Source organism: Streptomyces sp. WMMB 322, assembly GCF_900090145.1.
Taxonomy (GTDB): Bacteria; Actinomycetota; Actinomycetes; order Streptomycetales; family Streptomycetaceae; genus Streptomyces.
The window spans coordinates 155351-178888 of record NZ_FMHI01000010.1; the positions used below are offsets into that span (position 1 = coordinate 155351).

At 71.5% G+C, this 23538-nt stretch carries 16 protein-coding genes and 1 tRNA gene; 8 read left to right on the forward strand and 9 right to left on the reverse strand.

Annotated elements, in window-relative coordinates; all coding sequences use genetic code 11:
- Nucleotides 1-28: 28 nt before the first annotated feature.
- Nucleotides 29-622 carry a rhodanese-like domain-containing protein gene (locus H180DRAFT_RS17510; protein WP_055487015.1) on the reverse strand — a complete coding sequence of 198 codons (594 nt, stop codon included), beginning with the start codon at nt 620-622 and terminating at the stop codon, nt 29-31.
- Between the two features lie 289 nt (nt 623-911).
- Here H180DRAFT_RS17510 and H180DRAFT_RS30495 point away from each other — a divergent pair, with 289 nt between their 5' ends.
- Nucleotides 912-3572, forward strand: coding sequence for an SAM-dependent methyltransferase (locus H180DRAFT_RS30495; protein ID WP_055487016.1), 2661 nt, complete (start codon nt 912-914; stop codon nt 3570-3572).
- 101 nt (nt 3573-3673) lie between these two features.
- On the opposite strand, the gene H180DRAFT_RS17520 is transcribed toward H180DRAFT_RS30495, so the two are convergent.
- Both H180DRAFT_RS17520 and H180DRAFT_RS17525 read right to left on the reverse strand, forming a co-directional pair.
- Nucleotides 3674-3904, reverse strand: coding sequence for an FmdB family zinc ribbon protein (locus tag H180DRAFT_RS17520; RefSeq protein WP_055487017.1), 231 nt, complete (start codon nt 3902-3904; stop codon nt 3674-3676).
- 92 nt (nt 3905-3996) lie between these two features.
- Nucleotides 3997-5253, reverse strand: a complete 1257-nt coding sequence (locus H180DRAFT_RS17525; protein ID WP_254666063.1) for a hypothetical protein — start codon at nt 5251-5253, stop codon at nt 3997-3999.
- A gap of 235 nt (nt 5254-5488) precedes the next feature.
- On the opposite strand from H180DRAFT_RS17525, the gene H180DRAFT_RS17530 reads away from it, so the two are divergent.
- A tRNA-Val gene (locus H180DRAFT_RS17530) sits at nt 5489-5563 on the forward strand.
- A gap of 257 nt (nt 5564-5820) precedes the next feature.
- On the opposite strand, the gene H180DRAFT_RS17535 is transcribed toward H180DRAFT_RS17530, so the two are convergent.
- The gene (locus H180DRAFT_RS17535; protein ID WP_055487019.1) at nt 5821-6708 is read right to left on the reverse strand and encodes an aminoglycoside phosphotransferase family protein; all 888 of its coding nucleotides are present in this window, start codon (nt 6706-6708) and stop codon (nt 5821-5823) included.
- Nucleotides 6709-7047: 339 nt separating this feature from the next.
- Here H180DRAFT_RS17535 and H180DRAFT_RS17540 point away from each other — a divergent pair, with 339 nt between their 5' ends.
- Both H180DRAFT_RS17540 and H180DRAFT_RS17545 read left to right on the forward strand, forming a co-directional pair.
- Complete coding sequence (locus H180DRAFT_RS17540) at nt 7048-8289, forward strand: ATP-grasp domain-containing protein (RefSeq protein WP_055487020.1); 1242 nt, start codon at nt 7048-7050, stop codon at nt 8287-8289.
- A gap of 40 nt (nt 8290-8329) precedes the next feature.
- Nucleotides 8330-10354 carry a hypothetical protein gene (locus H180DRAFT_RS17545; protein WP_055487021.1) on the forward strand — a complete coding sequence of 675 codons (2025 nt, stop codon included), beginning with the start codon at nt 8330-8332 and terminating at the stop codon, nt 10352-10354.
- A 456-nt stretch (nt 10355-10810) separates the two neighbouring features.
- Here H180DRAFT_RS17545 and H180DRAFT_RS17550 read toward each other — a convergent pair whose 3' ends face one another.
- Nucleotides 10811-13060 (reverse strand): HelD family protein, encoded by a 2250-nt coding sequence (locus H180DRAFT_RS17550; RefSeq protein WP_055487022.1) that lies wholly within the window; start codon nt 13058-13060, stop codon nt 10811-10813.
- A gap of 464 nt (nt 13061-13524) precedes the next feature.
- Nucleotides 13525-14553, reverse strand: a complete 1029-nt coding sequence (locus H180DRAFT_RS17555) for a baeRF2 domain-containing protein (protein WP_055487023.1) — start codon at nt 14551-14553, stop codon at nt 13525-13527.
- 447 nt (nt 14554-15000) lie between these two features.
- Here H180DRAFT_RS17555 and H180DRAFT_RS17560 point away from each other — a divergent pair, with 447 nt between their 5' ends.
- Together H180DRAFT_RS17560 and H180DRAFT_RS17565 are read left to right on the forward strand one after the other, a co-directional pair.
- The gene (locus H180DRAFT_RS17560; RefSeq protein ID WP_055487024.1) at nt 15001-15396 is read left to right on the forward strand and encodes a DUF2267 domain-containing protein; all 396 of its coding nucleotides are present in this window, start codon (nt 15001-15003) and stop codon (nt 15394-15396) included.
- Between the two features lie 364 nt (nt 15397-15760).
- Nucleotides 15761-16882 carry a chitinase gene (locus H180DRAFT_RS17565; protein WP_254666055.1) on the forward strand — a complete coding sequence of 374 codons (1122 nt, stop codon included), beginning with the start codon at nt 15761-15763 and terminating at the stop codon, nt 16880-16882.
- 85 nt (nt 16883-16967) lie between these two features.
- Here H180DRAFT_RS17565 and H180DRAFT_RS17570 read toward each other — a convergent pair whose 3' ends face one another.
- The 3 genes from H180DRAFT_RS17570 to H180DRAFT_RS17580 form a co-directional block, all read right to left on the reverse strand.
- The gene (locus H180DRAFT_RS17570) at nt 16968-17636 is read right to left on the reverse strand and encodes a DedA family protein (protein WP_055487025.1); all 669 of its coding nucleotides are present in this window, start codon (nt 17634-17636) and stop codon (nt 16968-16970) included.
- Nucleotides 17637-17846: 210 nt separating this feature from the next.
- The gene (locus H180DRAFT_RS28660; protein ID WP_079100181.1) at nt 17847-19703 is read right to left on the reverse strand and encodes an alkaline phosphatase D family protein; all 1857 of its coding nucleotides are present in this window, start codon (nt 19701-19703) and stop codon (nt 17847-17849) included.
- A gap of 467 nt (nt 19704-20170) precedes the next feature.
- Nucleotides 20171-20842 carry an HNH endonuclease family protein gene (locus H180DRAFT_RS17580; RefSeq protein WP_055487026.1) on the reverse strand — a complete coding sequence of 224 codons (672 nt, stop codon included), beginning with the start codon at nt 20840-20842 and terminating at the stop codon, nt 20171-20173.
- Between the two features lie 559 nt (nt 20843-21401).
- Here H180DRAFT_RS17580 and H180DRAFT_RS17585 point away from each other — a divergent pair.
- Together H180DRAFT_RS17585 and H180DRAFT_RS17590 are read left to right on the forward strand one after the other, a co-directional pair.
- Complete coding sequence (locus H180DRAFT_RS17585; RefSeq protein WP_055487081.1) at nt 21402-21989, forward strand: TMEM165/GDT1 family protein; 588 nt, start codon at nt 21402-21404, stop codon at nt 21987-21989.
- A 348-nt stretch (nt 21990-22337) separates the two neighbouring features.
- The gene (locus H180DRAFT_RS17590; protein WP_055487027.1) at nt 22338-23459 is read left to right on the forward strand and encodes a hypothetical protein; all 1122 of its coding nucleotides are present in this window, start codon (nt 22338-22340) and stop codon (nt 23457-23459) included.
- Nucleotides 23460-23538: the final 79 nt, after the last annotated feature.

A 23538-nucleotide genomic window follows, 5' to 3' on the forward strand; every position in this document is an offset into this window, starting at 1 on the left:
CGTGCGGGCGGTCCGTGCCGGTGCCGGGTCAACTGGTGCCGGCGGCCCGTGCGCTCAGCCTGCTGAGGGTGGCGTCCAGGCCTCCGTCGCCGGACCGGCGGCGGTTGTGCGGCAGCTTCGAGAGCACCGCGGCCATGCCGCACGTGTTGCTCAGCGCGGAGAAGACCAGACCGGCCCCGATCAGGAACGAAAGGACGCGGGCGCCGGGGACCGCCAGGTCGAGCAGGATGCCGAGCAGCACCAGCGAACCGGCGGCGAGCCTGACCTGCCGTTCCATCGGCCACACCGCGCGGGCGCCTTCCGGACGGTCGAGCGCGTGACCGCTGCCGGACCAGGAGTCGGTCCCGCCGTCCAGTGACGCGGCGGTGATCCCCTCTCCCGCGAGACGGCTGCTCGCCGCCCCGGACCTGGCTCCGGAAGCGCAGACGACGACCAGTTCGCTCTGCTCGGCCGCGGTGCGCAGCGAGGGAAGCGCCTCGTCGAGCCGGTCCAGCGGGACGTTGAACGCGCCGGGGATGTGCCCGGAGCCGTACTCGCCGGGGGTGCGGACGTCGATGACGGTGGCGCCGGCGAGTCGGGGAGCGAACTCGTCGACGGTGAGGGGAGCAGGCGGAGCGGTCACAGCGGATCCTTTCAGTTCGGTCTTGATCGTGACCCTTCAGATCTGATCGCCTCAGCAGCGATAAGGAGCGGTGTATTCCGGATAGGGGAGCCGAGTCGCGTCGGCCCTGCTTGCGGATTCACCCATTTGTGGCATACAACGCGTACCGCCGTACCCGGTCCTGTCCTGCGGCGTCCGGCAGCGGTGACGGAGCCGCCCGGCCCGGCTCTCCCGCCGGCTCCCCGTCCCCGCACGCGGTGAAGCAGCACGCCGAGGTGCGCCCGAAGGAGCCCGGACCGACGCTGGAGCCATGCTGACGCTGGGCCGTCTGACCGCCGGCGTGCCTCCGCTGCTGCGGTGGGCAGGCAGGGGTGACGCGCCCGGCGACCCCGGCAGCGTGGTCGAGAGGATTTCGCGCTGCGGCCCCGACGGACCCCCCATCGGTGAGCGCACGGAACGGGTGCTGTTCGTCACGTCCCCCGGCAGCACCCTGGAGTGGGTGCGGCTCCGCGCGGAGAACGCGGCCGGAGTGGTGGTGTGCGGCGAATTCGCCCACCCCGACGAGGTGCCCGACTGCGGGCTCGTCCCCGTCCTGACTCCGCTGGTCCCCGGCGGGCCGGTCCGGGTCGCCGAGGCGCTCACGGGCGCGCAGATCGCGGTGCTCCAGGACGAGGTCCGGCAGGTGGAGACCTACACCGATCTCGCCGCGCACGCGATGGCCGAGGGCAGAGGACCGCAGGGACTGCTCGACTGGGTCTCGCGGGAAGCCCGTGCGCAGGTGGAAGTCGTCGACGGGTACCGGGAGCAGGACTGGCCAGCCGAAGTGTCCAGGCACACGCCCCTGCTGCGCGAACTCGTACGGGGCAGGGAGCACGGACCGGTACGGGGCGCCGGGCACGGGCGGTACGTCGAGGTGTGGCCGGTGGGAGTCGGCCCCCCGCACAGGCTGCTGATCGCCTCCCGCGACGAACCCTGGTCAGGACGCGGCCTGTTCGGCCTCGAGCAGGTGGCCGTGATGGTGGCCGGTCTGCTGCGCGAGGGGGAGGTGACCGAGCGCGAGCACCGCCTGCACGGGGCCGTGCAGGCGGCACGGACCTCCGCCTTCCAGTACCTGATGGTCGGCGACGTGACATCCGCCGGCCGTGCCGTGGAGCCGCTGGCCCCCGGCCTGATGGCCGCGGGCATGGTGCAGCTCGCGGTCGTGGAGAAGGCGCCCGGCGAGGAGCGGGAAGCAGTCGCGGAGGAAGTCGAGGAAGCACTGGAGTGGGGACGCGCCCTGACGGTGCTCTGCCCCGTCGACGAGACCCAGATCATCGTCGTCTGGGACGGTGCGCAGGCACCCGTGCAGACCGTGCTGGAGCCCGTCGCCGAAGCCGACCCCGACCGTGCGGTGGGAGTCAGCGGCCGCGGGCCGCTGGAGCACGCCGCGCGCCTGTACTCGGCCGCGGCGGTGAGCGTGGAGGCGGCCCGGCGCACCCCCGGCGGAGTGGCCGCGCACGACGGACGCCCGCCCCTCGCGGAGCTGCTCGGCGGCTCCGCCCGCGCCTGGGCACGCGAGCTGCTGGCGCCGCTCGAACGGAATCTCACCGCGGCGGAACGCCGGCGGCTGCTGGAGGTGTGCGGCGCGGCCATCGCCATGGGCACGCAGGGCGCCGGGCGGCTGCTCGGCCTGCACCGCGACACGGTCACCGCACGGCTGGACGAGCTGACCGAACGCGTGAACCTGGACCGCTCGCTCCTCGGTGACCGGGCCAAGCTGGATCTGGCGATGCGGCTGGCGGACCTGCCGCCGCCCGTCCCGGAGACCCTGCCCGCGGGCGGCGTGCGCCAGGTGCTCGACCAGGACGGCGCTTCGGCGTGGGGCAAAGGCGTGCTGTCCGGGCTCCCGCCGCGCCTGCTGTCCGCGCTGGCGCGGTGGGTCGGCAACGAACTGGACCGCGAGGTGACGGCGCAGGAACTGGGCATCTCCGGCAGCACATTCGGCGGGTGGCTGCGTGAGGCCGGGACGTTCACACATCTGCCGCTGCGCAAGGACAGGCCCGGCGCAGTCCACGAACTGCTCTGGGCCCTGTACACCACAGGTCGCGTCCGGCCCTCCACCGTCACCGGAAGCGAGGGCGAGCCGAAGCCGGACGGTCCTCACGGCAACGCACAACCCCCGCCCGCCGGCATCGGCCAGCCGCGCACCGACACGCCCCATCCCGCCCGGCTCTACGACTACTTCCTCGGCGGCCGCACGAACTACGCCGCCGACAGGGCGGCCGCCCAGCAGGCCGTGGACGCCGCCCCCGCGACAGCCGCCATGGCCCGCGAGAACCGCGCCTTCATGCTCCGCGCCGTGCGCCACCTCGCCGGGCACGAGGGCATACGCCAGTTTCTCGACCTGGGCGCCGGCATTCCCACGGAGCCGAACCTGCACCAGGTCGTCCAGGCCGAGACCCCCACCGCGCGGGTCGTCTACGTGGACGACGACCCCGTCGTCCACGCCCACGCCCAGGCCCTGCTCACCGGCAGCCCGCTCGGCCGCACCTCGTTCCTGAGAGCCGACGCCGCCGACCCCTCCGGCGTCCTGGCGTCCCCCGAGGTCCTCGAATGCCTGGACATGGACCAGCCCGTCGCGCTCTCCCTCGTGGCGCTGCTGCCCTTCGTCACCGACGACGAGTCCGCAAAAGAGATGATCCGCGGCTTCACCGACGCGCTGGTCCCCGGAAGCTGTCTGACGCTCTCCCACCTCACCGGCGACCTCGACCCCGAGGGGATGGCAGCGGTCTGCCGCCAGTACGAGCAGATCGCCGGCATCCGCACGAAGGCCCGCTCGTACGCCGAAGTGGCCGCGCTCCTGGACGGGTTGGAGCTGCTCGACCCCGGAATCGTCCTCGTCCACCGGTGGCGCTCGGACCGCTCCGAGTCAGACCTGGCCGACGACGACCCCCGGGTGGGCTCCTACGGCGCGGTGGCCCGCATCCCGTAACGGGACGGGCTCGGAAGCGGCCCGCGGGGCGGGCGGGCGCATCGAGGGGTGCCGGAGTTGGCCGGTGGTCTCCGGCGGACTCCGGCGAGTTCCGGCGGAAGTCAGCCGCAGCAGCCCCCGCCGCAGCAGCCGCCCCCGCCGCCTCCCGCCGGCGCGGCGCCGGCGGCCGGTGCGGAGGCGGCGGAGGTGCCGGCCACAGCGACCGTCGACAGCAGCTTCACGGTGTCCCCGTGACCCTGCGGGCAGGCGGCGGGGGCGCCGGACTCCGCCATCGGACGGGCCAGCTCGAACTGCGTGTCGCACTCGCGGCAGCGGTACTCGTATCGGGGCATGCAGGAATGCTATCCGGCACACGGCAGCGGCGGCGCGCGGCCGGGAAGGCTTCGGCAGACGCCTCACACGGGCGTCCGGCAGGCGGCAGGCGTCACTGCCCGGCTGCGCGCTGCTCCCGGATCTGTTCGACGACCCGCTGCACGGTCTCCTTCACGGCGTCCAGCTCGGTGAGGAGATGCCAGTAGTCGGGATGGCGGCCCGTCAGCCCGGCGACCGCACGGTCCACACGCGCGACGGCGTCGTCCAGCGGCCCGGCGTGGGACGGATCGGGTGTGCTGCGGCCCGCCATCGCGAGCCGCTGCGCGTCACGGATGGCGAAACGCGTCCGGTCGACTTCCTTCGTGTGATCGAAGGAGACCTCGTTGAGCCGCTGCAGACGGTCACCGGCGGCCTTGATCGCTTCGTCTGCGGAGTTCAGCAGCGCCCGCACGGTCGACAGCTGCGACGTCGCGTCCGCCCAGCGCTGCTCGTCCCGCGCCTTGCGGCCCTCCGCCAGCTTCTCCTCCGCCTGGCGCACGGAGCGGGCCGCCTGGTCGGGGACCTGCTGCAGGTCCTGCCAGCACGCCGCGCTGAAGCGGCGCCGCAGCTCGCTGAGGACCGGCTCGACCTGGCCCGCGCGGGTCTGCAGGGCCTGGGCGCGCGTGCGGAGCGACCCGAGCCGCTTGTCGATCTCCGCCGCCCGCTCCGGCAGACGGGCCGCCTCCTCCCGCACCGCCTCCGCCTCGCGCACGACGCGGTCGGCGCGGCGCAGCGTCTCCTGCACACCGTGCCGGCCGGCGCCTTCGTTGAGCTTGGTCAGTTCGGGCGAGAGCGCCGCGAGCCGGCCGGCGAGCTCGTCGGCCGTGAGGCCCGAGGCGCGGGCCGCGTCCAGCGCGTTCGACGCCGCGAGCAGACGCTGCTTCGCCTGTTCGACGGCCGGGGCCAGCCGCGCCAGCTGCGTCTCGGCCTGCGACAGCAGCGGCCCCAGGCTCTCCCCGAACCGCTGCAGCTCACCCCGTACCCGCTCCAGCTCCTGCCGCGCCCTGGCCAGCTCGGCCCGCGCGCGGGCGGCGGCGCCCGCATCGAGGTCGTCCCGGTCCAGGTCGTGGGCGTCCACGACGGAGATGTACTCGTGGCTGACCTGATCGATACGGGAGCCGAAGTCGGCGAAGTCCGCGACCGCCTTGCGGGCGGCGGGCGAGTCGTCGACGGCGTTCAGGGTCTCGATGGAGATCCGCAGGTCACGCTGGGCGGTGTCCAGCTCGTAGAAGGCTGCCGCGGCGTCGTCCCTGGCGGCCTGCGCATCGGCGCGCTGGTTCTCCGCACGGGCGCCGCCCCAGCCCCAGCGGCGGGTGCCGCCGCCGTTCATAGCCGCCACCGAACCTCTCCCCGCGTCCCCACGTGCCGCATCAGCGATCGCCGGTCATTCTCCCACCCTGTGCCAACGAACACACGAGTCAGTTCGTTCAACGATACGTGCAAGAGACATCGGACGGATCGCGGAGCGGCGGTCCTCCCGCCGGGAGGCCGCGCGGCCGGTGATGAGCGCCCACAAGGGTTTGTGCCCCCGGGCGAGGGACAAGGTAGTCTGTGCCCTCGTTCCCGGGCGCATAGCTCAGCGGTAGAGCGCTTGCCTTACAAGCAAGATGTCACTGGTTCGATCCCAGTTGTGCCCACCACAGCCCCACATGTCGAAGGCCCGCCGCGTGATCGCGACGGGCCTTCGTCGTGTGCTGAGTGTTCAACTGAGTGACTACCGTTCCTCGCAGTCCGGGCTGAGGCTCAGCGGCTTGCCGCCCAGAACAGCAGTGCTGTGCCCGACAGGTTTCGCCGGGTTGAGGGCGGCCTGGCCTGCGACCCCTGCATCCATGCTGGTCGTCGCACCGTCCGGTCCGCTTCCAGAGGCAGGCGGGGCGAGCAGGCCCCCGGCAGGTGACTACGCCGTGAGGCGGTCCGCTTCGGCCAGCAGCAGATCGCCGAAGGGCTGAAAGCCGATACTGCAGGCGTAGACGCCGCTGACGACTCGGTGAATGGTTCCCCATTCCCAGATGGCGGTGGCATCCACGCGCGTGCGAGAAGCCAGTCGTTCAGTCCGCGCCCAGAGGTCGTCGTCGAGGCCCGGGTTGCAACGCACGATTGTGCCGAGATCGCAAGCCGGTTCGGCCCGCAGCCCGGCTGGATCGATGAGCTTGTAGCTGCCGTCACTTGCCTGCAGGGCGTTCATCTCGTGGATATCACCGTGGACCAGAACCGAGGACCGGTCATCGTGGGCGAGGCGACGACGGTTCATGCAATTCAGAGCGTCCGCCACTGTGGCCGGCGAACAGGGTCGCCCCGCCTGCTCCCATAGTTCCGGCAGCCGATGGGCGTACTGCTCAGCCAACTCCGCGCCGGTTGGAAGGCCGATGTCGGGACCGATCGGACGCCACATGCGAACCGCCACTTCGCACAGCAAGTCGTGACGGTTTGAAGGGTCGGCGACGATGTCGTACATCGGAGCCCCAAGGCGCTCCAGCAGAAGGGCTTGTCGACCCACGTCCTCGCCCAACAGCTTCGCGCATCCCCCTCCGTTCGCCAGACGCAGCACCATGGCCTCATGCCCGAGGTCCCGACCTGGCACACCGATCTTGAGGACCGCCGGAGTTCCGTCAGCAAGCGTCACCTCGACGACCAGGGCGGCGTGACCGCCCGCCAAGCTGGACCCGATCGTCAAAGACCACTCCTGGGCCAGCGAGTCGACCACGCCTGGCAGCTCGTCCAGCCAGCATTCGTTCCCGTCGGCCATGACCGTCTTGCGGACCTGGTCAGGAATGTCGGGGCTCATACCGTCAACCTAGTGCCGTGACCGTATTGATTCGCCGGACCTGCGGCGAGGTCCGCAACGTCCCTGCGCCGGCGGTGAGTTCGGCATCCCCCGCGGCACGGCGCCGGGACATGCCCGATGCCTGGACCGGGGCTCCTTCGAGGAGGAGAACAAGCGGCCCGAGGCAGCCCACGACGCAGTCCGCACCCAGGCGTACCCGCGCGGAACTGCCGTCCGGGTCCTTGCGCCCGGGAATGAGGTGCCTGAGCGGGGGCAAGAGGTGCGTGCGCGGCAGATCGCCGGGCACGGTGGCGCCAGCCACGCTGTCAATGAGCCCACGCGCCGAAGGAGAAACGGTCCATGCCACAGGGCGAACCGGCCACCAAAAACCCGGACAAAGGCTATGTAGCGCTGCTCGGCTGGAGTCTCAACGCGGTGGAAGCCCTCGACCGGTTCGACCGGCGGTACGTCGTTGTGGCGCCGGAGTGGGCCGAGGAGTACTGCGTCGAGCACGACATCCCCTACGTGCCGTGGAATTTCGAACGGCTCAACGACCGCTCCATGGAGATCGCCGAGACCCTCCAGAACAAGGGTGTCGACGTCGCGATCCCGCTGTTCGAGGAAACGGTCGAATGGGCGGGGGCGATCAACTCGGTTCTGCTGGACAACCCGCGTCTGTACGGTCAGTCCCTGCTGCTCCGGGACAAGGCGCTGATGAAGCGCCGCGCGCAGCTCGGCGGCATCCGGGTCGGAATATTCGAGGAGGCCCACGACCGGGACGACGTGATCCGCTTCCTCAAGCGCGTCAATCAGACCCTGCTCAAGCTGGACGGCGACCCGAACGACCCGATCCACCTCAAGGCGTTCGACAAGGCCGGATGCCTCGGGCACCGCGTCATCCGCACCCCGGACGAGGTCGACACGATTCCGGACGAGGAGTTCCCGGTTCTCATGGAATCCCACCTCGACGGCTGGGAGTTCGCGGTCGAGGCGTGGGTGCACAACGGGAAGATCAAGTTCCTCAACATCTCCGAATACGTCACGCTCGGATATTCGGTGTTCGCGCCGGCGACCCCGGAACTGGAGCGGTACCGCCCGCAGATCAAGGCGCAGATCGAGAAGCTCATCAAGACGTTCGACATCGAGTTCGGCTTCGTTCACCCGGAGTATTTCGTCACCAGTGACGGCGAGATGTATTTCGGCGAGGTCGCCTACCGGCCGCCGGGCTTCAAGGTGTTCGAACTGCTGGAGCGGGCATACGGGTTCAACGCCTACCATGGACTGGTGCTGGCCTTCGACCCGAAGACCACCGAGGAGGAGATCGACGCCTTCTTCCCGCGCGAGGTCGTCGACGCGTCCGGGGTGGCAGGCTGCTTCGGTGTCTACCCGCGCCGCCGCGTCGTCAGCGACTTGCAGATCCCGCAGGAGACCGAGGACGACGACTACTACGAGTCGCACGACCTGTCGACCCCGCTCGAGGAGACCGTCACCAAGAGGACCGCGTTCGGCACCCACTGGGGCCTGGTGTACTTCTTCGGTGACGACCCCTACCGGATGCGCGACCTGCTGAAGATGCAGGAAGAGCTCGACTTCTACGTCTGACGACCGCGTGGACGCAGGAGACCAACCCGAGGGAACCCTTTTGAAACCGACCGCCGACGTCAGCGGTGAGGTCACGACGCTGGACAAGCGCCTGACCTCACTCGACGACGCCCTCCAAGCCATGGCCGAAACCCGCGACTTCGGCAAGCACACGAAGCTGCGGCGGGTGCTGGAAGCATTGCGACGGGTGCTCATGCAGCCGGGCGGCGCCGCGGCGGTCCAGGCCAGGGCGCAGGCGCTTGAGGAAGCCGGGCTCTTCCAGGAGACGGACTGGGCGTCACCGGAGATCCTTCTCCCGGCGCTGGTCAGCGCGAGCCTGCACAGCAAAGACGCGGACACCGTCGTCATGGAGGCGGCCAGCGAGCTGCGGATGCTCGCCGTCGCCCGCGGCGACTTCGCGCACCCGACGCTGCCCGCCGAGGACGCCCGCCAGTTCCTGTCCCAGGTGCTGGCGACGAACCTGGAGCTGCTGTTCACCCCGCCCAGCGAGGCGGAGCGAACCAAGCAGGGCCGCACCGCGCAGCTCGTCCGGGACCTCTTCCGCCACCTCGCCGACGAGATCGGCTACGACAGCGTCATGGACAACCTGGTCGACGAGATCTGGCGGATCCTGCGCCAGCGTCCCATCCAGGTCGAGACGGTGCAGTCCCTGATCACGCGGATCGCCGTCTACCGCGACGACCCGGAGGTCGCTCTCGGCGTGTCGTCGGGGCAGGGCATCGACCGGCTCATCACGAGCCTCTTCGGGACCACCGAGGCCTGCCGGGAGGACCCGGGCATCGACGTCTTCCGCTCCAGGCTCGAGGCGATGGACGCCGGCGGCCTGCAGCAGGAGGCCACGGGATTCGCGCGGGCGATGCACGACACCGGCCTGGTGTCGCCGTACCACGCGGAACTGCTCCGGTTCCTGCTGCGCGAGAGCGACTACCTCGTCGGTGAGGCGCTCGGGCTGTCCGACACCGGCCGGAACTGCCTGCTGCGCTACAGCCGGCTGGTGCACCGGCTGATCGAGGTGGCCGTGCACCCGCAGACCGCACAGAGCGTCTACGGGCTGGCGCTGCTGCTCGACCGCGGCATCCTCTACGAGCCGTCGGTGGTGCCGGCGCTGTGGCGCCAGCTGTCGCTGGAGCTCTCCCCGGCCGCGCGTGAGCGGCTGACGACGGTCTTCGGTGACGTGCCGGGGCCGCAGGCGCGGCTGGTCGCGGGGGTGCTCTCGATGCTGGGCCAGCCGCTCGGCGTCGGTCAGGGCGACAACCCCACCTGCCAGTCGGCCCGCGCGCTGTCGATGTGGTCCTACAACGACCCGGACTATCTGCTGCAAGTGGTCGTCTGGGCGGCCCGAGACGACGAGATCCTCATGCACTTCGAGGGGCAGCCGATCTCGTCGAAGGACAGCGCGACCGGAGTCGCGAGCACTCTGCCGATGGATCTGGACCCCGTGTCGCTGCTCGTGGTGCCGCACCTGGACCGGATCTACGCCGAGATGGGGCGGCGCTGCGCCGGGCGGCCGGGCGACCCGCACCGGTGGGTCAACCCCGAGTTCCACGGCTGGTGGGCGGCCCGTGGGTTCCACATCAACGTCGACGTCGGGACCGGAAACCTGGTCGACCTCGACGGGTTCCTGCGGCAGTTCCACGCCGGCTACCACCCGTCCTACAACGGCGAGCAGCCGCTGATCCATCCGCAGCCGGCCGGCGTCGCCGTCACCGACAGCGCGGCCCGCTACGTCGGCTGGCACGCGATCACGATCCTGCGGGTCGCGCCGGACCCACAGGACGTGATGCGGGTGTACTTCTTCAACCCGAACAACGACAGCGGCCAGGACTGGGGCGACGGCGTCGTCGTCTCCACCGCGGGCAACGGCGAGCGGTTCGGCGAGGCCTCACTGCCGTTCGACCAGTTCGCCTCGCGGCTCTACATCTTCCACGCCGACCCGCTCGAGCACGGCGAACCGGAGCGGGTGCCCGCCGAAGACATCGGGCGGATCATCGGCTACATCGAGCGCAGCTGGGGCAACGACCGGCTTCCCGCGGGGACGTTGCAGGCCCTCGGAAGGAAAGCGTGAACCACGTGAGGGCCTGTTCGTCGCCATAGGGGCGTCCCGCTCCCGGCGGGGAGCCGGAGAGGGCGCCGGGCCGTCGGCTGCCAGGCGTCGGCTGTCAGGCGCCGATTGACAAGCACCAACTGCCCAAGAGGACGTGCCGGTTGTACGGGCCCGCTCGGCCCCGGGCGGGCCCGTGCTCTCCGGCTCGCCCGCGCAAGGCTCGGTTCTGCCGTGGCCCGTCGTCGTGCGGAGGACTCGCTCACGGGTCACCTCCGGTGAGCGAACCCTGGCCCCCGCAGCCCGAACCCGCATCAACCCTCAGTGATGAGGCGGCGCGGCGGTCCCACGCGGCCGACGCGGGGAGACCGGGTTAGCGGCGCTGAACCCGGTCCATGCCGTGCTCGGCGGCATTCCTCGCTCCTCCCGGCATTGCTCGCACGGGGCTGCCTCGGCCCGGAGCCCTTCACCGGCCGACCCTCACCTCGGCGTCTGCCCGCGGCCGTCGGCCGCGTCCGCTGCCGCCAACTCCCCGAGTCCCACGGGCAGATCGCCGGTGTGGAGCACGCCGAGGCGCTGGGTGGCGCGCGTCAGCGCGACGTACAGGTCGCTCACCCCGAACTCGGCGGGTTCCACGACCAGAACGGTGTCGAACTCCAGCCCCTTCGCCTGCCGTGCGTCGAGCAGCACCACGTCCCGGGTGAGGTCGGGCTCGGACCCGTGGCCCGCGTCCGGCAGCTCGGTGAGAAGGGAGGCGTGCAGAACCGCCGGGGCGACGACCGCGACACGTCCACCGGCCCGTGCCGCTCCGGCCTCCCGCGCCGCGGCGGTGGCGAGCCCGTCCGCGCCGACCCGCCGCGCCCAGGGCCGCACCCCCGTCGAGCGCACCGAGCTGGGCGGCTCGTAGGACGGGTCGTGCACCCGCAGGAACCCGGCCGCCACCTCCATGATCTCGGCGGGCGTACGGTAGTTGACCCCCAGCCGCACGTGCTCCCAGCGGTCGGCCACGTACGGCTCCAGGACGCGTTCCCAGGAGCCGAGCCCGGCGATGTCGGCGGTCTGCGCCGGATCGCCGACGAGCGTCATCGAACGCGTCGGAATGCGGCGCATCAGCAGCCGCCAGGCCATCGCCGAGAGCTCCTGCGCCTCGTCGACGACGATGTGGCCGAACGCCCAGGTCCGGTCGGCCGCGGCACGTTCGGCGGCGCTGCGGTGGTCGGCCTCCTCGTGCCGCTCGGCCATCCGCTCGGCGTCGATGACGTCGTGCGCCGCGAGGACCTCGGACTCCTCGTCCTCGAACTCGTACGTCTCCGAGCCGGCGGACAGCTCCAGCACGCCCTGTGCGTAGGCGATGCGCTCCTGGCGCTCGGCCTCGGCCGCGGCCCGGGCCGCGCTGTCGTCCTCGCCCAGGAGCTCGGCGGCCTCGTCGAGGAGCGGTACGTCGGCCTGGGTCCATGGACCGCCCTGACGCCGGATCAGTCCGGCCGGCTCGTCGTCGAGGTGGACCGGCTCCGCGAGGAAGTCCGCGACGAACTCCTGCGGGGTCAGCAGCGGCCACAGCTCGTCGATGGCCGCGTGCACCTCCGGGCTCGTCGCGATCTCCTTGCCCATCTGCGCGATGTCGTCGGGCCCCAGCAGATTGGGCCCGCCGAACGGGTCGGCGCCGATGCGCTCGGCCAGCTGCCCGGTGAGCGCGTCGATGATGTGGAACGCGAAGTGCGGCCTGGCGAGGTTGTGGGGGAGCCCGCTCTCGCGCGCCCGCCAGCGCGCGTCCTCGGCCATGGCCCGCTCCAGGAAGAGCGTCCCGTAGTCGTCGTGGTCGATCTCCGTCGCCCACTCGGGCACGGTCTGACGGTCACGCAGCGCCTTCGCCAGCACCTCGGCCATCGCGGCACGTCCCTTGACCTCGGCGGCCGCCGGAGTGTCGGTGCCGGTGGCGCGCACGCCCGGGAAGAGCTCGCCGAGGGTGGCCAGCAGCACCCCGGTCTCGCCCAGGGAGGGCAGCACGTCGCCGATGTAGCTGAGGAACGCCGGGTTGGGACCGACGATCAGCACGGCCCGGCGGGCCAGCAGTTCCCGGTGCTCGTACAGCAGGTACGCCGCCCGGTGCAGCGCGACGACGGTCTTGCCCGTACCCGGGCCTCCCTCGACGACCATGACGCCCTGGTGCGGAGCGCGGATGATGCTGTCCTGCTCGGCCTGGATGGTCCGGACGATGTCGTGCATCCGGCCCGTGCGGGCGGCATCCAGTGCGGCGAGCAGGACCTCGTCGGCGTCCGCGCCCTCGTGGCCGGTGCGGGTCGGATCGCTGAGGTCCATCAGCTCGTCGTGCAGCGCCGTGACGGTGCGCCCCTCGGTGGTGATGTGCCGCCGGCGCCGCAGGCCCATCGGGGTGTGACCGGTCGCCAGATAGAAGGGGCGCGCCACGTCCGCCCGCCAGTCGATCACCAGCGGTGTACGGGACGGGTCGTTCTGCCGGATTCCGATGCGCCCGATGTGGTGGACTGTTCCGTCCCGGAAGTCGAGGCGGCCGAAGCAGAGCCCGTTCTCCCCCGCGTGGATCGCGCTGAGCAGCCCGGACTGTTCTGCCACCAGCACATCCCGTTCGAGCCTGGCCTGATGGCCGTTCCCGGCTGGCACGAGCGCGTCTCGCACCGACTCCTCGGCCTGCTCCCTGAGTTGGTCGAGCCGCGCGTGGAGACCGGTGATGAATTGCTGCTCCTGCCGCATTTCGTCGGTTGACAATTCCGCTCCTGACGCGATATGGTTCCGGCAGTTGATTCTTTTTCGGCCTTTTCAAGTGAAGGCACGGAGAATCGAATATACGCGAGATCAAGCCCTGGGCGCCAATTCGTCCAGGGCTTTTTTGATGCGTGACATCCACTGCGCAAGCTCAAATGCGGGGCGGCGATGCGGCGATGCGGCGATGCGGCGGTGCGGCAGGAGTGGCCGGTTTTCTGCCCGCTGCCCGGCTCTCGTGAGGCTCCGGACGCCGGAGGCCCGCCGCGACCGCGGCGGGCCTCCGTGCTGCTGTGCCGAATGACCGGTGCCCGGTCGGGCCTGACCGGTGTGCGGAGGAGGGGGCCCGGCGCGGCGAACCGGGCGCCGTTCACGCCCGGTCGACCGGCCCGGCCGCCGTCACCCGTGCCCTGGGTGCCTGCGCCGGCGGACGTGCCGGCGCAGGCGGGCACCGGTCAGCCCTCGGGGTGGAAGCGGAGGATGCCGGCGCTTCCGTCCTCCAGGCCGGTGCCGTGGGGCACCAGGGCGAGGACGGCGCCGGTCCGCGAGGCCTCCTTCAGGAGCAGGGATTCCCGCTTCGCGGTGGTCTCCTCCTCCAGGAACAGCGTTTCCAGGGCCCCGGTTTCGGCCGCCTTGAGGACCTGCGCGTCCCCCTGGACGGCGTCCTGGTGTCCGAGGGCTTCCCGCAGCCGGGACGCGTTGTCCTGCAGCCGCTGTTCGACGTGCTCGGTGGCGATGCGCAGCACCTCTTCGTCCAGGGCCTCCCGGGCTCCGGCGTCGGGTGCGCCGCCCCGCGAGGTCTCGACGACCTTGTCGTGCAGATGGCCCGGCAGCTGCTCGCGCACCGAAGTGCGTTTCTGGACCTCACCGGCGAGGATCACCACGTCCGGCGTGAACCGGGAGAGCGCCGAGGAGACGGCCGAGGCCAGAGCGTCGCCGTCCTGGACCGTGGTGTCCTCCGCGCGGCGCCGGATGCGCCGGTGGGCCGGCTCCCCGGCGTGCGTGTTGTGCGAGCCTTCCGCCGCACCGTCCTCGGGTCCGTCCGGTGACTCCGTCAGGTCCCGGGCCACGACGAGCCTGCGCAACTCCGTCTCCTCGTGCCCGGCGACGATGAGCAGCACCCGGGCCGCATGGGTGGCCTCCCGTGCGTAGGCGCCCAGTTGGGGCAGGACGCCCCAGCCGGCGTCGTCGCCCGCGCCCAGTGATGCGTCCCACGGTGCGTCGAGGCCGAGCCGGCCATGGTCGGACGCCACGAGGACCCGGCCGTTGGCCTGTTCCTCGCCCGCCTTGTCCCGCGCGAGCGCGTCGTCGAGAACCGTGAGCGCGGCCTGGTCGGCGCCGTCGGAGGCGAGCCTTTCGCGCAGGGACTTCCAGCGCAGCCGGATCTGGTCCGCGGCGTCCTCTCCGGGAGAGCGGCCCTCCAGGTAGACGGTGGCGAAGGCTTCTCCTTCCGCGTAAAGCGACTTGAGCGGACTGAGTTCCACTGCTTGCTCCTTCGGTTCCGGGTCGTCGAGCGGCCTCGCGGCCGGCCTCTGTGCGTTTGTGCGTTGCCTCCGTGCGTCACCGGTGTGGCACCGGCACTCCGTGGGGGGACGGGGACACGGGGACCGACTTGTGTGACGCACTGTGAGGCCGCAGTCCGACTTGCCTTTCATGCGCCGGTGAAACCCAATGGAATTAATCGGGCAATTCCGCTCGGAAGCCGTCAAAGGGTGAGTGAGGGCTTCTCAGGCGTGCGGAGATGCCCGTCACGGCGCGAATGGTGAACGGAACGCGACCGGTTTCAGGCGCGCACTCACGGAGACCCGCACACATTCACGCTGCGGAACGGGCCGTGGCCCGGTCCGTTCCGCATGCGTCATGCGAGAGACCACTTCGCCGGCGACCAGCCGCCGGCGAAGCCCCGACCGAAAGAGAGAAGGTGCTCACTCATGCGTGAGGACGAATTTCTGGCACAGGTCCGCGACCTGGGTGACTACCAGGACCAGGACGAGGCCTACCGGGTGACCTACGCCGTCCTGACGGTTCTGGCCTCCCGGATCACCGCGAGCGAGGCCCACGACCTCGCCTCGCAGATCCCCCCGCCGCTGGACGAGCCGTTGCGGGACGAGGACCGCGCGTCCGGAGAGGCGTTCGACCTGAACGAGTTCTACAACCGGATCAGCGAGCGGACCGGTGCCCGCCCCCACACCGCCGAACGGGACGCGACCGCCGTGCTCTCGGCGCTCTCCCACGCGGTCTCCGGCGGGCAGATCAGGCATCTGATCAGTCAGCTTCCCGACGACTTCGGCCCGCTGTTCGGGAAGAAGGAAAGCAGCCGCCGCTGAGGCGAGTTCGTGAGCGGGCGGTCCGGCTGCGGTGCGGTTCGGCTGCACGAACCCGGACCTGGAGCAGGGGCCGGACCCGGGGCCGGGGCCCGGACCCGAACCCGTGACTTGTGCACGACGGTGGCGTCCGGCCTCTGCACCCTCCGCCGGGAGCGGAGTGAGGGCCTCTCGGAGACCGACCGCCCGCAAGGGTGATGCGCCGATCCTCAACGTCCCCGCGTGCGCCCGAAGTTGGAGGCGGGGCGGGGCGGAGTGGGCGTCCGTACGGGCGCAGGACACGCCGGGGCCGGGGTGCTGCGTCCCGGAGCCCGGCGTGTTCAGCATCTCGGCATGGGAGCGAGACCGGCCGAGAGATGAGGATCGGATGAGAGCACTGACCCGCCTTCGCGGCACCCGCAGCGCCTTCCCCGCCACCAGCCCCGAGGGCGGCCGCACCGGTGGCCCCGTGACGCCCGGCGCGGTCCCCGCCCGGGCCGTCGCCGTCGCCGCTCTCGTCCTGGCCATGGCCGGACCGGCGTCCGCGGCTGCTCCCGCCGATGCACCGCGAGCCGATGCGCCGCGAACTGCCGACCCCCGAGCCGCCGCCCCGCCGCCGTCGCCCGCCCCGATGGCGGTCGCGCCCTACCTCTCGCTCGGCTGGGGAGACCCGCCGGAGCCCGCGAAGGTGATGAAGGAGACCGGCGTGCGCTGGTTCTCGCTCGCCTTCGTCCTCAGCAGCGGCTCGTGCGAGCCGCGCTGGGACGGACACCGGCCGCTGACCGGCGGCGTCGACGAACGCACCGTCAAGGCCGTGCGGAAGGCCGGCGGGGACGTCATCCCCTCTTTCGGGGGCGGCCTGGGCCACAAGCTGGAGCAGAGCTGCCCCGACGCGGCGTCGCTCGCCGCCGCGTACCAGAAGGTGATCGACGCATACGAGCTCAGGGCGATCGACATCGACATCGAGATGAGCGCCTATCGCAGCGCCGCGGCGCAGCGGAAGATGCTCGGTGCGCTCGGCGCCGTGCAGCGGGCGAACCCCGGGCTCGTCACGTACATCACGCTGCCCAGCTACCGCTCGGGGCCGGACAGTTCGCTCATCGACCGGGCGGCGGAGGAGGGGGTGGAGCCCGACGCGTGGAGCATCATGCCCTTCTCCTTCGTACCGTCCGCGAAGGGCGAGGACATGGGCCTCATCAGCACACGCGCCGTTGACGGGCTCAAGAACCGGCTGATGAGCGCCTACGGCTACTCGGAGACCGAGGCGTACAAGCGCAGCGGCGTCTCCTCCATGAACGGGATCACGGGCGAGGGCGAGACGATCCGCGTCGCGGACTTCCGCACCATCGCCGCCCACGCACGCGAACACAAGCTGGGCAGGCTCACGTTCTGGTCCCTCAACCGGGACCGGCCGTGCGGCGCCCGGCCCTACCCGGCGCAGGACCGGTGTTCGGGTGTGGCGCAGAAGCCCTGGCAGTACACGAAGACGCTGGTCCGGTACGGGCGCTGAACCGGCAGCCGGACTCCGTTGCGGGGCCGGGGGTCCGGGCGCGGCGGCGGCCACGCGTTGATCGCGTCCGGAAAGGCAACAGCCGTCAGGCGGAGCGCGTGTGATTCCGGCGGGACGGGGTGCGGGCCGTGCGGCGCAGCGTGTAGGCGGCGAGCGTGCCGAACGTGAACAGCGCCAGCACCGAGACCGCCGTGCCCAGCCAGGTCGCTCCCAGCCAGCGGCCCCCGAAGTAGCCGAGGCTCACGCTGTACGCGGCCCACGTCAGGCCCGCCAGCGCCGACCACGGCACGAATTCCTTCGCGCGCCGGTGCGCGGCGCCTGCCGTGAGGCTGACCAGGGAACGCCCCGCCGGTGCGAAGCGGGCCAGCACCACCAGCGCGCCCCCGCCGCCGGCGAGGGCCTGGCCGAGCTTCTCCTGAGCCGCCTTCAGACGGCGCGAGCGGGACAGGGCGCGGTCGAAGCGGTCGCCGCCGCGCCGGGCCATGCGGTACGCGACGAGGTCGCCGAGCACCGAGGCGGTGGCCGCGCACAGCACCAGGGCGACGATCTCCGGCAGATGCGCCGCCTCGGCGGCATCACGGGCGTGGCTGGGCAGTTGCGCGGCATCGGCGGCCGTGCCGGCGACGGCGGTTCCGGCGGCGACGACGAGGACGCCGCTCGGCAGCAGGGGGACGAAGACGTCCAGCAGTACGGAGGCCGCGATCACCCCGTACAGCCATGGGGATCCGGTCACAGACCCCAGGATCTCCAGCACCGTTCGTCCCCGTACCTCTCCCGGTCGCTGTGCCGTCCCGTGTGTTCCCCGTCAGGAGTGAAGGTCAAGTCGTTCAAGGCCGCTCCAGCGTACGCCCGCCGGTGACGCAGGGGACGGCTGGGACGTGCGGGATCGATCTCGGTCCTGTCTCGGCGCGGTAACGGGTATCCGGCGGCCCGGGAAGGGCCGGGGGACGAGCCCGGCGGAAGGTCAACTTCCGTTCTTGCCGGGCCCGTCGGAGGACGGGGGAGAAGTCCGGGACGGGACGAGTGTCCGCTCGACGATCCGCTCAAGTCGCGACCTGCTGCCGCGCCCCGCACCGGGCACACCACCCGGACTGTCCGCGCCCTCGGGGACGGCGCGCGCCTGCTCCAGCCACAGGTCGGCCGCCCGTCCTCGCAGCCGGAGCGTCATGAGCTGATTGCCGAACCACGGGCCCCCGGACCGCTTCCAGCTGATCACGGGACGTCCCGTACGCCCGTGGCGTGCCAGAAGGCGGCCGAGGCCGCGCCCGGCGCGGCTCCAGCCGAAGCGGAACCCTGCGCGCATCACCGCCGGGATGCTGTTGTGCATGGGCGAGCAGGTCAGTTGCAGCACGCGGGAGTTCACGGGGCCGCTGAAGCGGGGTTCGCTGACGTAGGCGTGGTGCACGTCCCCGGACAGGACGCAGACCGTCGAGGGAGCCCTGTGCGCGCCGGCGACCTCCTGCACGAGTTCACTCAGCGCCTCGAAGGAGCTGGGATAGGCGGCCCAGTGCTCCAAGTCGCCGGCGCGCCGCAGCACTTCGCCGATGCGAGCCCAGCGTTCACCCCGTACGCCGCGGCACAGGGCGGCGTTCCACGCCTCCGTGTCGTGGATGGCGGGAGGGAGCAGCCACGGGAGCGAGGTGCACAGGAGGAGATGGTCGTAGCCGCTGTCGTTCCCGTGTCCCGAGGCGGCGGGCGATGCCGTGGCGGAGGCGGGTGCTCCGGCAGCGGCGGTGGCGGCGGGGCCCACGGGGGCCTCGACGCCGGCCTGGCCGCTGTCAGGACCGCCGTCCGGGCCCGTTCCCGTCAGCATCTGCTCGCGCAGCCACATCATCTCCTGCTTGCCGAGCATGGCTCGCTGCTGCTCTTCCAGCACCCTCGCCGCCCGGGTGTCGATGATCAGCATGCGCACCCTGCCGAAGTCACGGCGGAAACTCCACCGGGCGGCGTCCGGGTTCGCGTCGGCGCGCTCCACGAACTCACGCAGCACCGCGGTGCCGTCCGCCTCGGCGCGTACGGCTGCGAAGACGGGGTCCTCGGCGAGTTCCCCGGGGGAGAGGTTGCCCAGATGCTGGTAGACCCAGTACGAGGCCAGCCCGCCGAGGATCCGCTCGCGCCACCATCCGGTCGCGCGCATCTCGCTGCGCCACGCGTCGCTGGTGTTCCAGTCGTCTATGACGTCGTGATCGTCGAAGATCATGCAGCTGGGCACCGTCGACAGCAGCCAGCGCACCTCCGGGTCGGTCCAGGACTCGTCGTAGAGGAGCGTGTACTCGCCGAAGTCCGCGACCTGGCTCCACGGAGGCTCCGAGAGGTCCCGCCTTGCGGCGAGTTCCTCCTTCACGACCTCGGACGTCTCGTCCGCGTAGACCTGGTCGCCGAGGAGCAGCAGCACGTCCGGGCGCTCACCGCCGGCGATGGCCCGCTGGGCGAGCGCGTCGAGGGCGTCGGGACCGACGGGGTCGTGGGGACTGGCGGAGGGCCGGGCGGCCCAGCGGCACGAGCCGAAGGCCACGTTCACCGTGCCCGTGCCGGGGGCCGGGGTGCGGATCGTGCTCGGAGGCAGCGGGGAGCCGGGCAGCGGCCACACCTCGGTGCCGTCGAGAAGAAGCCGGTAGGCGGTCTCGGTGCCCGGTTCGAGACCGACGACTGTGATCAGCGCATAGTGATGGCCCGAGATCTGCCAGGTGCGGGCGCTGCCACCGGCGCTGCCGGGGGTGCAGCGGACCTCCGCCTCGCAGGGCCCGTCGGTCTCGATCCAGATCGTCGCCGTGTCCTCGTCGACGTAGCGCAGCAATGGTCCCAGACGCAGCCTGCCCATGGAGTTCTCCCTCCGTCGTCCCGCACGGTACGGAACGCCCAGGGCAACCGGCGAGTTTCCGCAATGAGACATGGCGCACCGCTTTTCCGGAAGGGGAGAGGGGCGCGATGCGCGGGGATGCGGGGAGCCCGGTGGGCGGCGTGGGCCGGCAGGGACGCGGGTTGGGCGTCCCGGCCGGCCGAGGCGGTGGTGCTGGAGGGCTGTGCAGCGGCCGGCCGGGGCTGCGCTCGCGCCGGGCATGCCGGGCATGCCGGGCATGCCGGTTGCGCCGGTTGTGCGGGGCGCCCCCGAACCGGCAGCCCGGACGCAGCCGCGCCCCGCGGGACGGTGCACACGCGGAGCGCGGCCGGAGCCGGAAATCGCCGGCACTCGGCGGCGGCGGAGAACCCGGCAGGGCGGCGGAGAGAACCCGGCAGAGGCTGAGAACTCAGCAGGGCGGCGGTGAACTCAGCGGTGCCGCGCAGAGGTCAGCAGGTGCCCAGCGCCTCGGTCAGGGCGCTCTTCTCGGCCGAGTCCGCGGTCATGTCGTAGGTGTCCTTCACCCAGATCCACATCCGGGCGTAGGTGCAGTGGAAGTCGTCCTTCGGCGGCATCCACTCGGCCGGGTCCCGGTCGCTCTTCGACTGGTTCACGTTGTCCGTGACCGCGAGGAGCTGCGCGACCTCCATGTCGTTGGCGAGCTTTTCACGCTCGTCCTGCGTCCATTCGCTGGCGCCCGAGGTCCAGGCTTCGGCGAGCGGCACCATGTGGTCGATGTCGACGTCCGAGGGGTCGGTCCACTTCTCGCCGTCGTACGGGCTGGTCCAGGAGCCACTGCTCGGGTAGCAGTCGCTGCCGGTCTCGACGCCCTCGCCGTCACGCTTGAGGACGGCTTCGCGTGTGTCGCATCCCTCGCCCTGGTCGCTCCAGTGCGGGAACTTCTCGCGGTCGTAGCCGTCCATGGAGCCTTCTGCCTGCTCGTTCAGGCCGTCCAGCATCGTCTTCGCCTCGGAGGCGCTCGGCGGGGCGGGCGGTTCCGCCTGGGCCGGTGAGATCCCGGTGGTGAACAGCAGCAAGGCGGCGCAGGGCGCGGCGATCGCGGTGATGACGACCGATTTGCGGCGACGCGCGTAGAGCTCGGTGCGTATGCGCTTCTGCATACGAACTCCCTCGTTGTGGGGGGAAATTGCCAGGCGTGCAGCCCTTCTCGGGCCGATGGTGCGGGTGACACGTTGCCGGAAGGCAGGCATCGGGTAACAGCGTGACGACGTGTTCACGTCACATCAAGACCTTGCTCACAATCCGCAGCCGGCGGCCCCCGGCAGATCCGTGCGTCGCCCTTCACCTGCCGCTCCCCGCCGGGCCGCCACCGGTGCAGGTCGCGGAGGGGCGGCGGGGCCGGGGCCGATGGCCGCAGTGCGCACGGATCGTCTAGCCTTGCTGACTGCAGAAGGGGAGTAGCTCTTCGCCGGACCGTCGACATACTGGGCGGACCCGGCCTGCGTTCACCGAAGTCCACCGCCTGCGTGGCCGGTGCAGCCAGGCCGTGCGTCCCGCCCCGGCGCCCGGAGCGCGGCATCCCGGACAGGCGGCTCGTGGCCGCGTCCGGTCTGCGGCGCCGGCGAGACCTTCGGCCGAGCAGTGTCAGTCATGTACGACGCTGCCGTGCCGAAGCGTGCTCCGCGCCGGTACGGCAGCCCGTCCCTCAAGGACCTTTCAGTGATCAGCCTTTCCGTCGCCGCCGTCGTCTTCGGCGTCGTCTTCCTCGCCGAACTGCCCGACAAGACAGCCCTCGCGGGGGTGATGCTGGGGGCGCGCTACCGCGCCTCGTACGTCTTCGCGGGCGTCGCCGCCGCCTTCGCCCTGCACGTCGTCCTCGCCGTGGCCGCCGGAAGCGTGCTGACGCTGCTTCCGCACCGCATCGTCCAGGCCGTGGTCGGTGTGCTCTTCCTCGCCGGAGCCGCGGTGCTGCTGCTGAAGCAGAACGACGGGGAGGACGAGGAGCAGTCCAGGACCCCGGGGGGCCAGTCGTTCCGGAAGGTGGCCTCCAGTGGCTTCATGCTCATCCTGGTGGCCGAGTTCGGCGACCTGACGCAGATCATGACCGCCAACCTCGCGGCCCGCTACGACGATCCGCTCTCGGTCGGCCTCGGTGCCGTGCTCGCGCTGTGGTCGGTGGCGGCCATCGGCATCCTCGGCGGCCGTACGCTGATGCGTTTCGTGCCGCTGCGGCTGGTCACCAGGGTCGCCGCACTGCTCATGGCCGGTCTCGGCGTCTTCAGCCTGTACGAGGCCGTTGCGCCGTGACCGGGGTGCCGTGAGCCGGAGTGCCGGTTCAGAAAGGTCAGCCCGGCCGCCCGGCCGCCCGGTTGGCCGGCCCGCCGTGCCGGTGTCCGCCGTGGTGTGCCGTACGTGCCCGCATGACCGTCCGGTGATGCCGCGACGGGTCGTGCCCTACTCTGATGCTCCTCGCGGCATCGCGCGGTTCCCGCTCTCCTCGCCGGTCGTCCGGCTGTGCCGTCCGACAGGGCGGTGCGGAGCGGCAGTTGAGCGGTGCGGCGTGCGCCGGGCGGAGCCGAACCCGGCCCTGCCCGGACCGGATCGGACGGACCGGCCGGACCGGAACCACAGTCGAAGACGGGGGAAGTTGTGCGTGTGAACGGGCGTGTTGACGGAGGTCTGGGCAGAGCGGCGGGCGTCGTCGTGCTGGCGCTGACCGTGGCGGCCTGCGGCGGCTCCGGTTCGGACGGGAAGGACTCGGACCGCAAGGGCGGGGCTTCGGCTCAGTCGCCGGAGCAGGCCGCCCCCGCGCGTCCCGTTCCCGTGGAGAAGAAGCAGCGCGAGATCACCTGGTCGGACCGCGAGGGCCGGTCACACGCGCTGAGGGCGGCTCCCAGCGGACTGGCGCGCGGTTCCGCGGCCGACTTCAAGAACGTCCGGCTGGAGGACGGTCTGAAGGGGAAGGTGCCGTACTACCTCACGGTCTCGTACACGAACGAGAGCGAGAAGCGGCTGGAGAGGCCCTCGCCCGAACGGGACTTCGCGGTCGCCGCCGCGGACGGGCAGGCGGGCGAGGTGGTTTCGGTCTTCGGCTCCGCGCTCTCGAAGAACTCGGGCCTGCCGAAGGCGTGTTCAAGGAGCGCACCAGAGTCGCTGGAACCGGGTGGCAGGGCGACCGTGTGCCGGATCGTCATGATGCCGGAGAACCGGCCGCCGGCCGCGGTCTCCTACACCGGCCGGGACGCGCGCGGCGATGCGAGCGACCCCGTCATCTGGAAGGCGGGCGGCGGAGGGAAGGACGAACTCCCCAGCGGTGTACTGCCGTTGAAGAAGCCGGCGGAGTCGGCCGTGGAGGATGCCGAGGGCCGCACGGTCGAGGTACGGGCGACTCCCAGGAGCATCCGGAAGGGCAGCATCGCGGACCTCGGCCGGTTCGAGCTGGACGCGGGCGACAAGAAGAAGGTCCCGTACTACGTCACCGTCGCATACCGCAACGACGGCTCCCGCAAGCTGCTGCCGCAGATGAACCAGAAGACCGAACTGCGTGCCGTGAGCGGGCAGCCGGCACGCAGGATGACTCTGATCGACTTCGGTGGTGACGGCGTCTCCCAGTGCCCCGAGGCGGAACCCGACGGGCTCGTGAAGCCGAAGTCCTCGGTGACGGAGTGCTCGGTGTTCCTGCTTCCGAAGACCGACTCGCCTGCCGCGCTCGTCTTCACCGGTGAAGGCGACTCCGCGAAGACCGTCACCTGGCAGGCCCCGGAGCGCGGCAAGTAGCCCGTCCGCGCACAGGGTTGCCGAAGCCGTGGCCCTGCCGCCCGCGTGGATGGGCCTGTTGTGCGGCAGCCGGTCCGGC

Excerpts from the sequence above, each read along its gene's own strand:
- H180DRAFT_RS30495 (WP_055487016.1), top strand. The coding sequence starts at position 912 with ATGCTGACGCTGGGCCGTCTGACCGCCGGCGTGCCTCCGCTGCTGCGG.
- H180DRAFT_RS17520 (WP_055487017.1), bottom strand. The coding sequence starts at position 3,904 with ATGCCCCGATACGAGTACCGCTGCCGCGAGTGCGACACGCAGTTCGAG.
- H180DRAFT_RS17525 (WP_254666063.1), bottom strand. The coding sequence starts at position 5,253 with ATGAACGGCGGCGGCACCCGCCGCTGGGGCTGGGGCGGCGCCCGTGCG.
- H180DRAFT_RS17535 (WP_055487019.1), bottom strand. The coding sequence starts at position 6,708 with ATGAGCCCCGACATTCCTGACCAGGTCCGCAAGACGGTCATGGCCGAC.
- H180DRAFT_RS17540 (WP_055487020.1), top strand. The coding sequence starts at position 7,048 with ATGCCACAGGGCGAACCGGCCACCAAAAACCCGGACAAAGGCTATGTA.
- H180DRAFT_RS17550 (WP_055487022.1), bottom strand. The coding sequence starts at position 13,060 with ATGCGGCAGGAGCAGCAATTCATCACCGGTCTCCACGCGCGGCTCGAC.
- H180DRAFT_RS17560 (WP_055487024.1), top strand. The coding sequence starts at position 15,001 with ATGCGTGAGGACGAATTTCTGGCACAGGTCCGCGACCTGGGTGACTAC.
- H180DRAFT_RS17565 (WP_254666055.1), top strand. The coding sequence starts at position 15,761 with ATGAGAGCACTGACCCGCCTTCGCGGCACCCGCAGCGCCTTCCCCGCC.
- H180DRAFT_RS28660 (WP_079100181.1), bottom strand. The coding sequence starts at position 19,703 with ATGGGCAGGCTGCGTCTGGGACCATTGCTGCGCTACGTCGACGAGGAC.
- H180DRAFT_RS17580 (WP_055487026.1), bottom strand. The coding sequence starts at position 20,842 with ATGCAGAAGCGCATACGCACCGAGCTCTACGCGCGTCGCCGCAAATCG.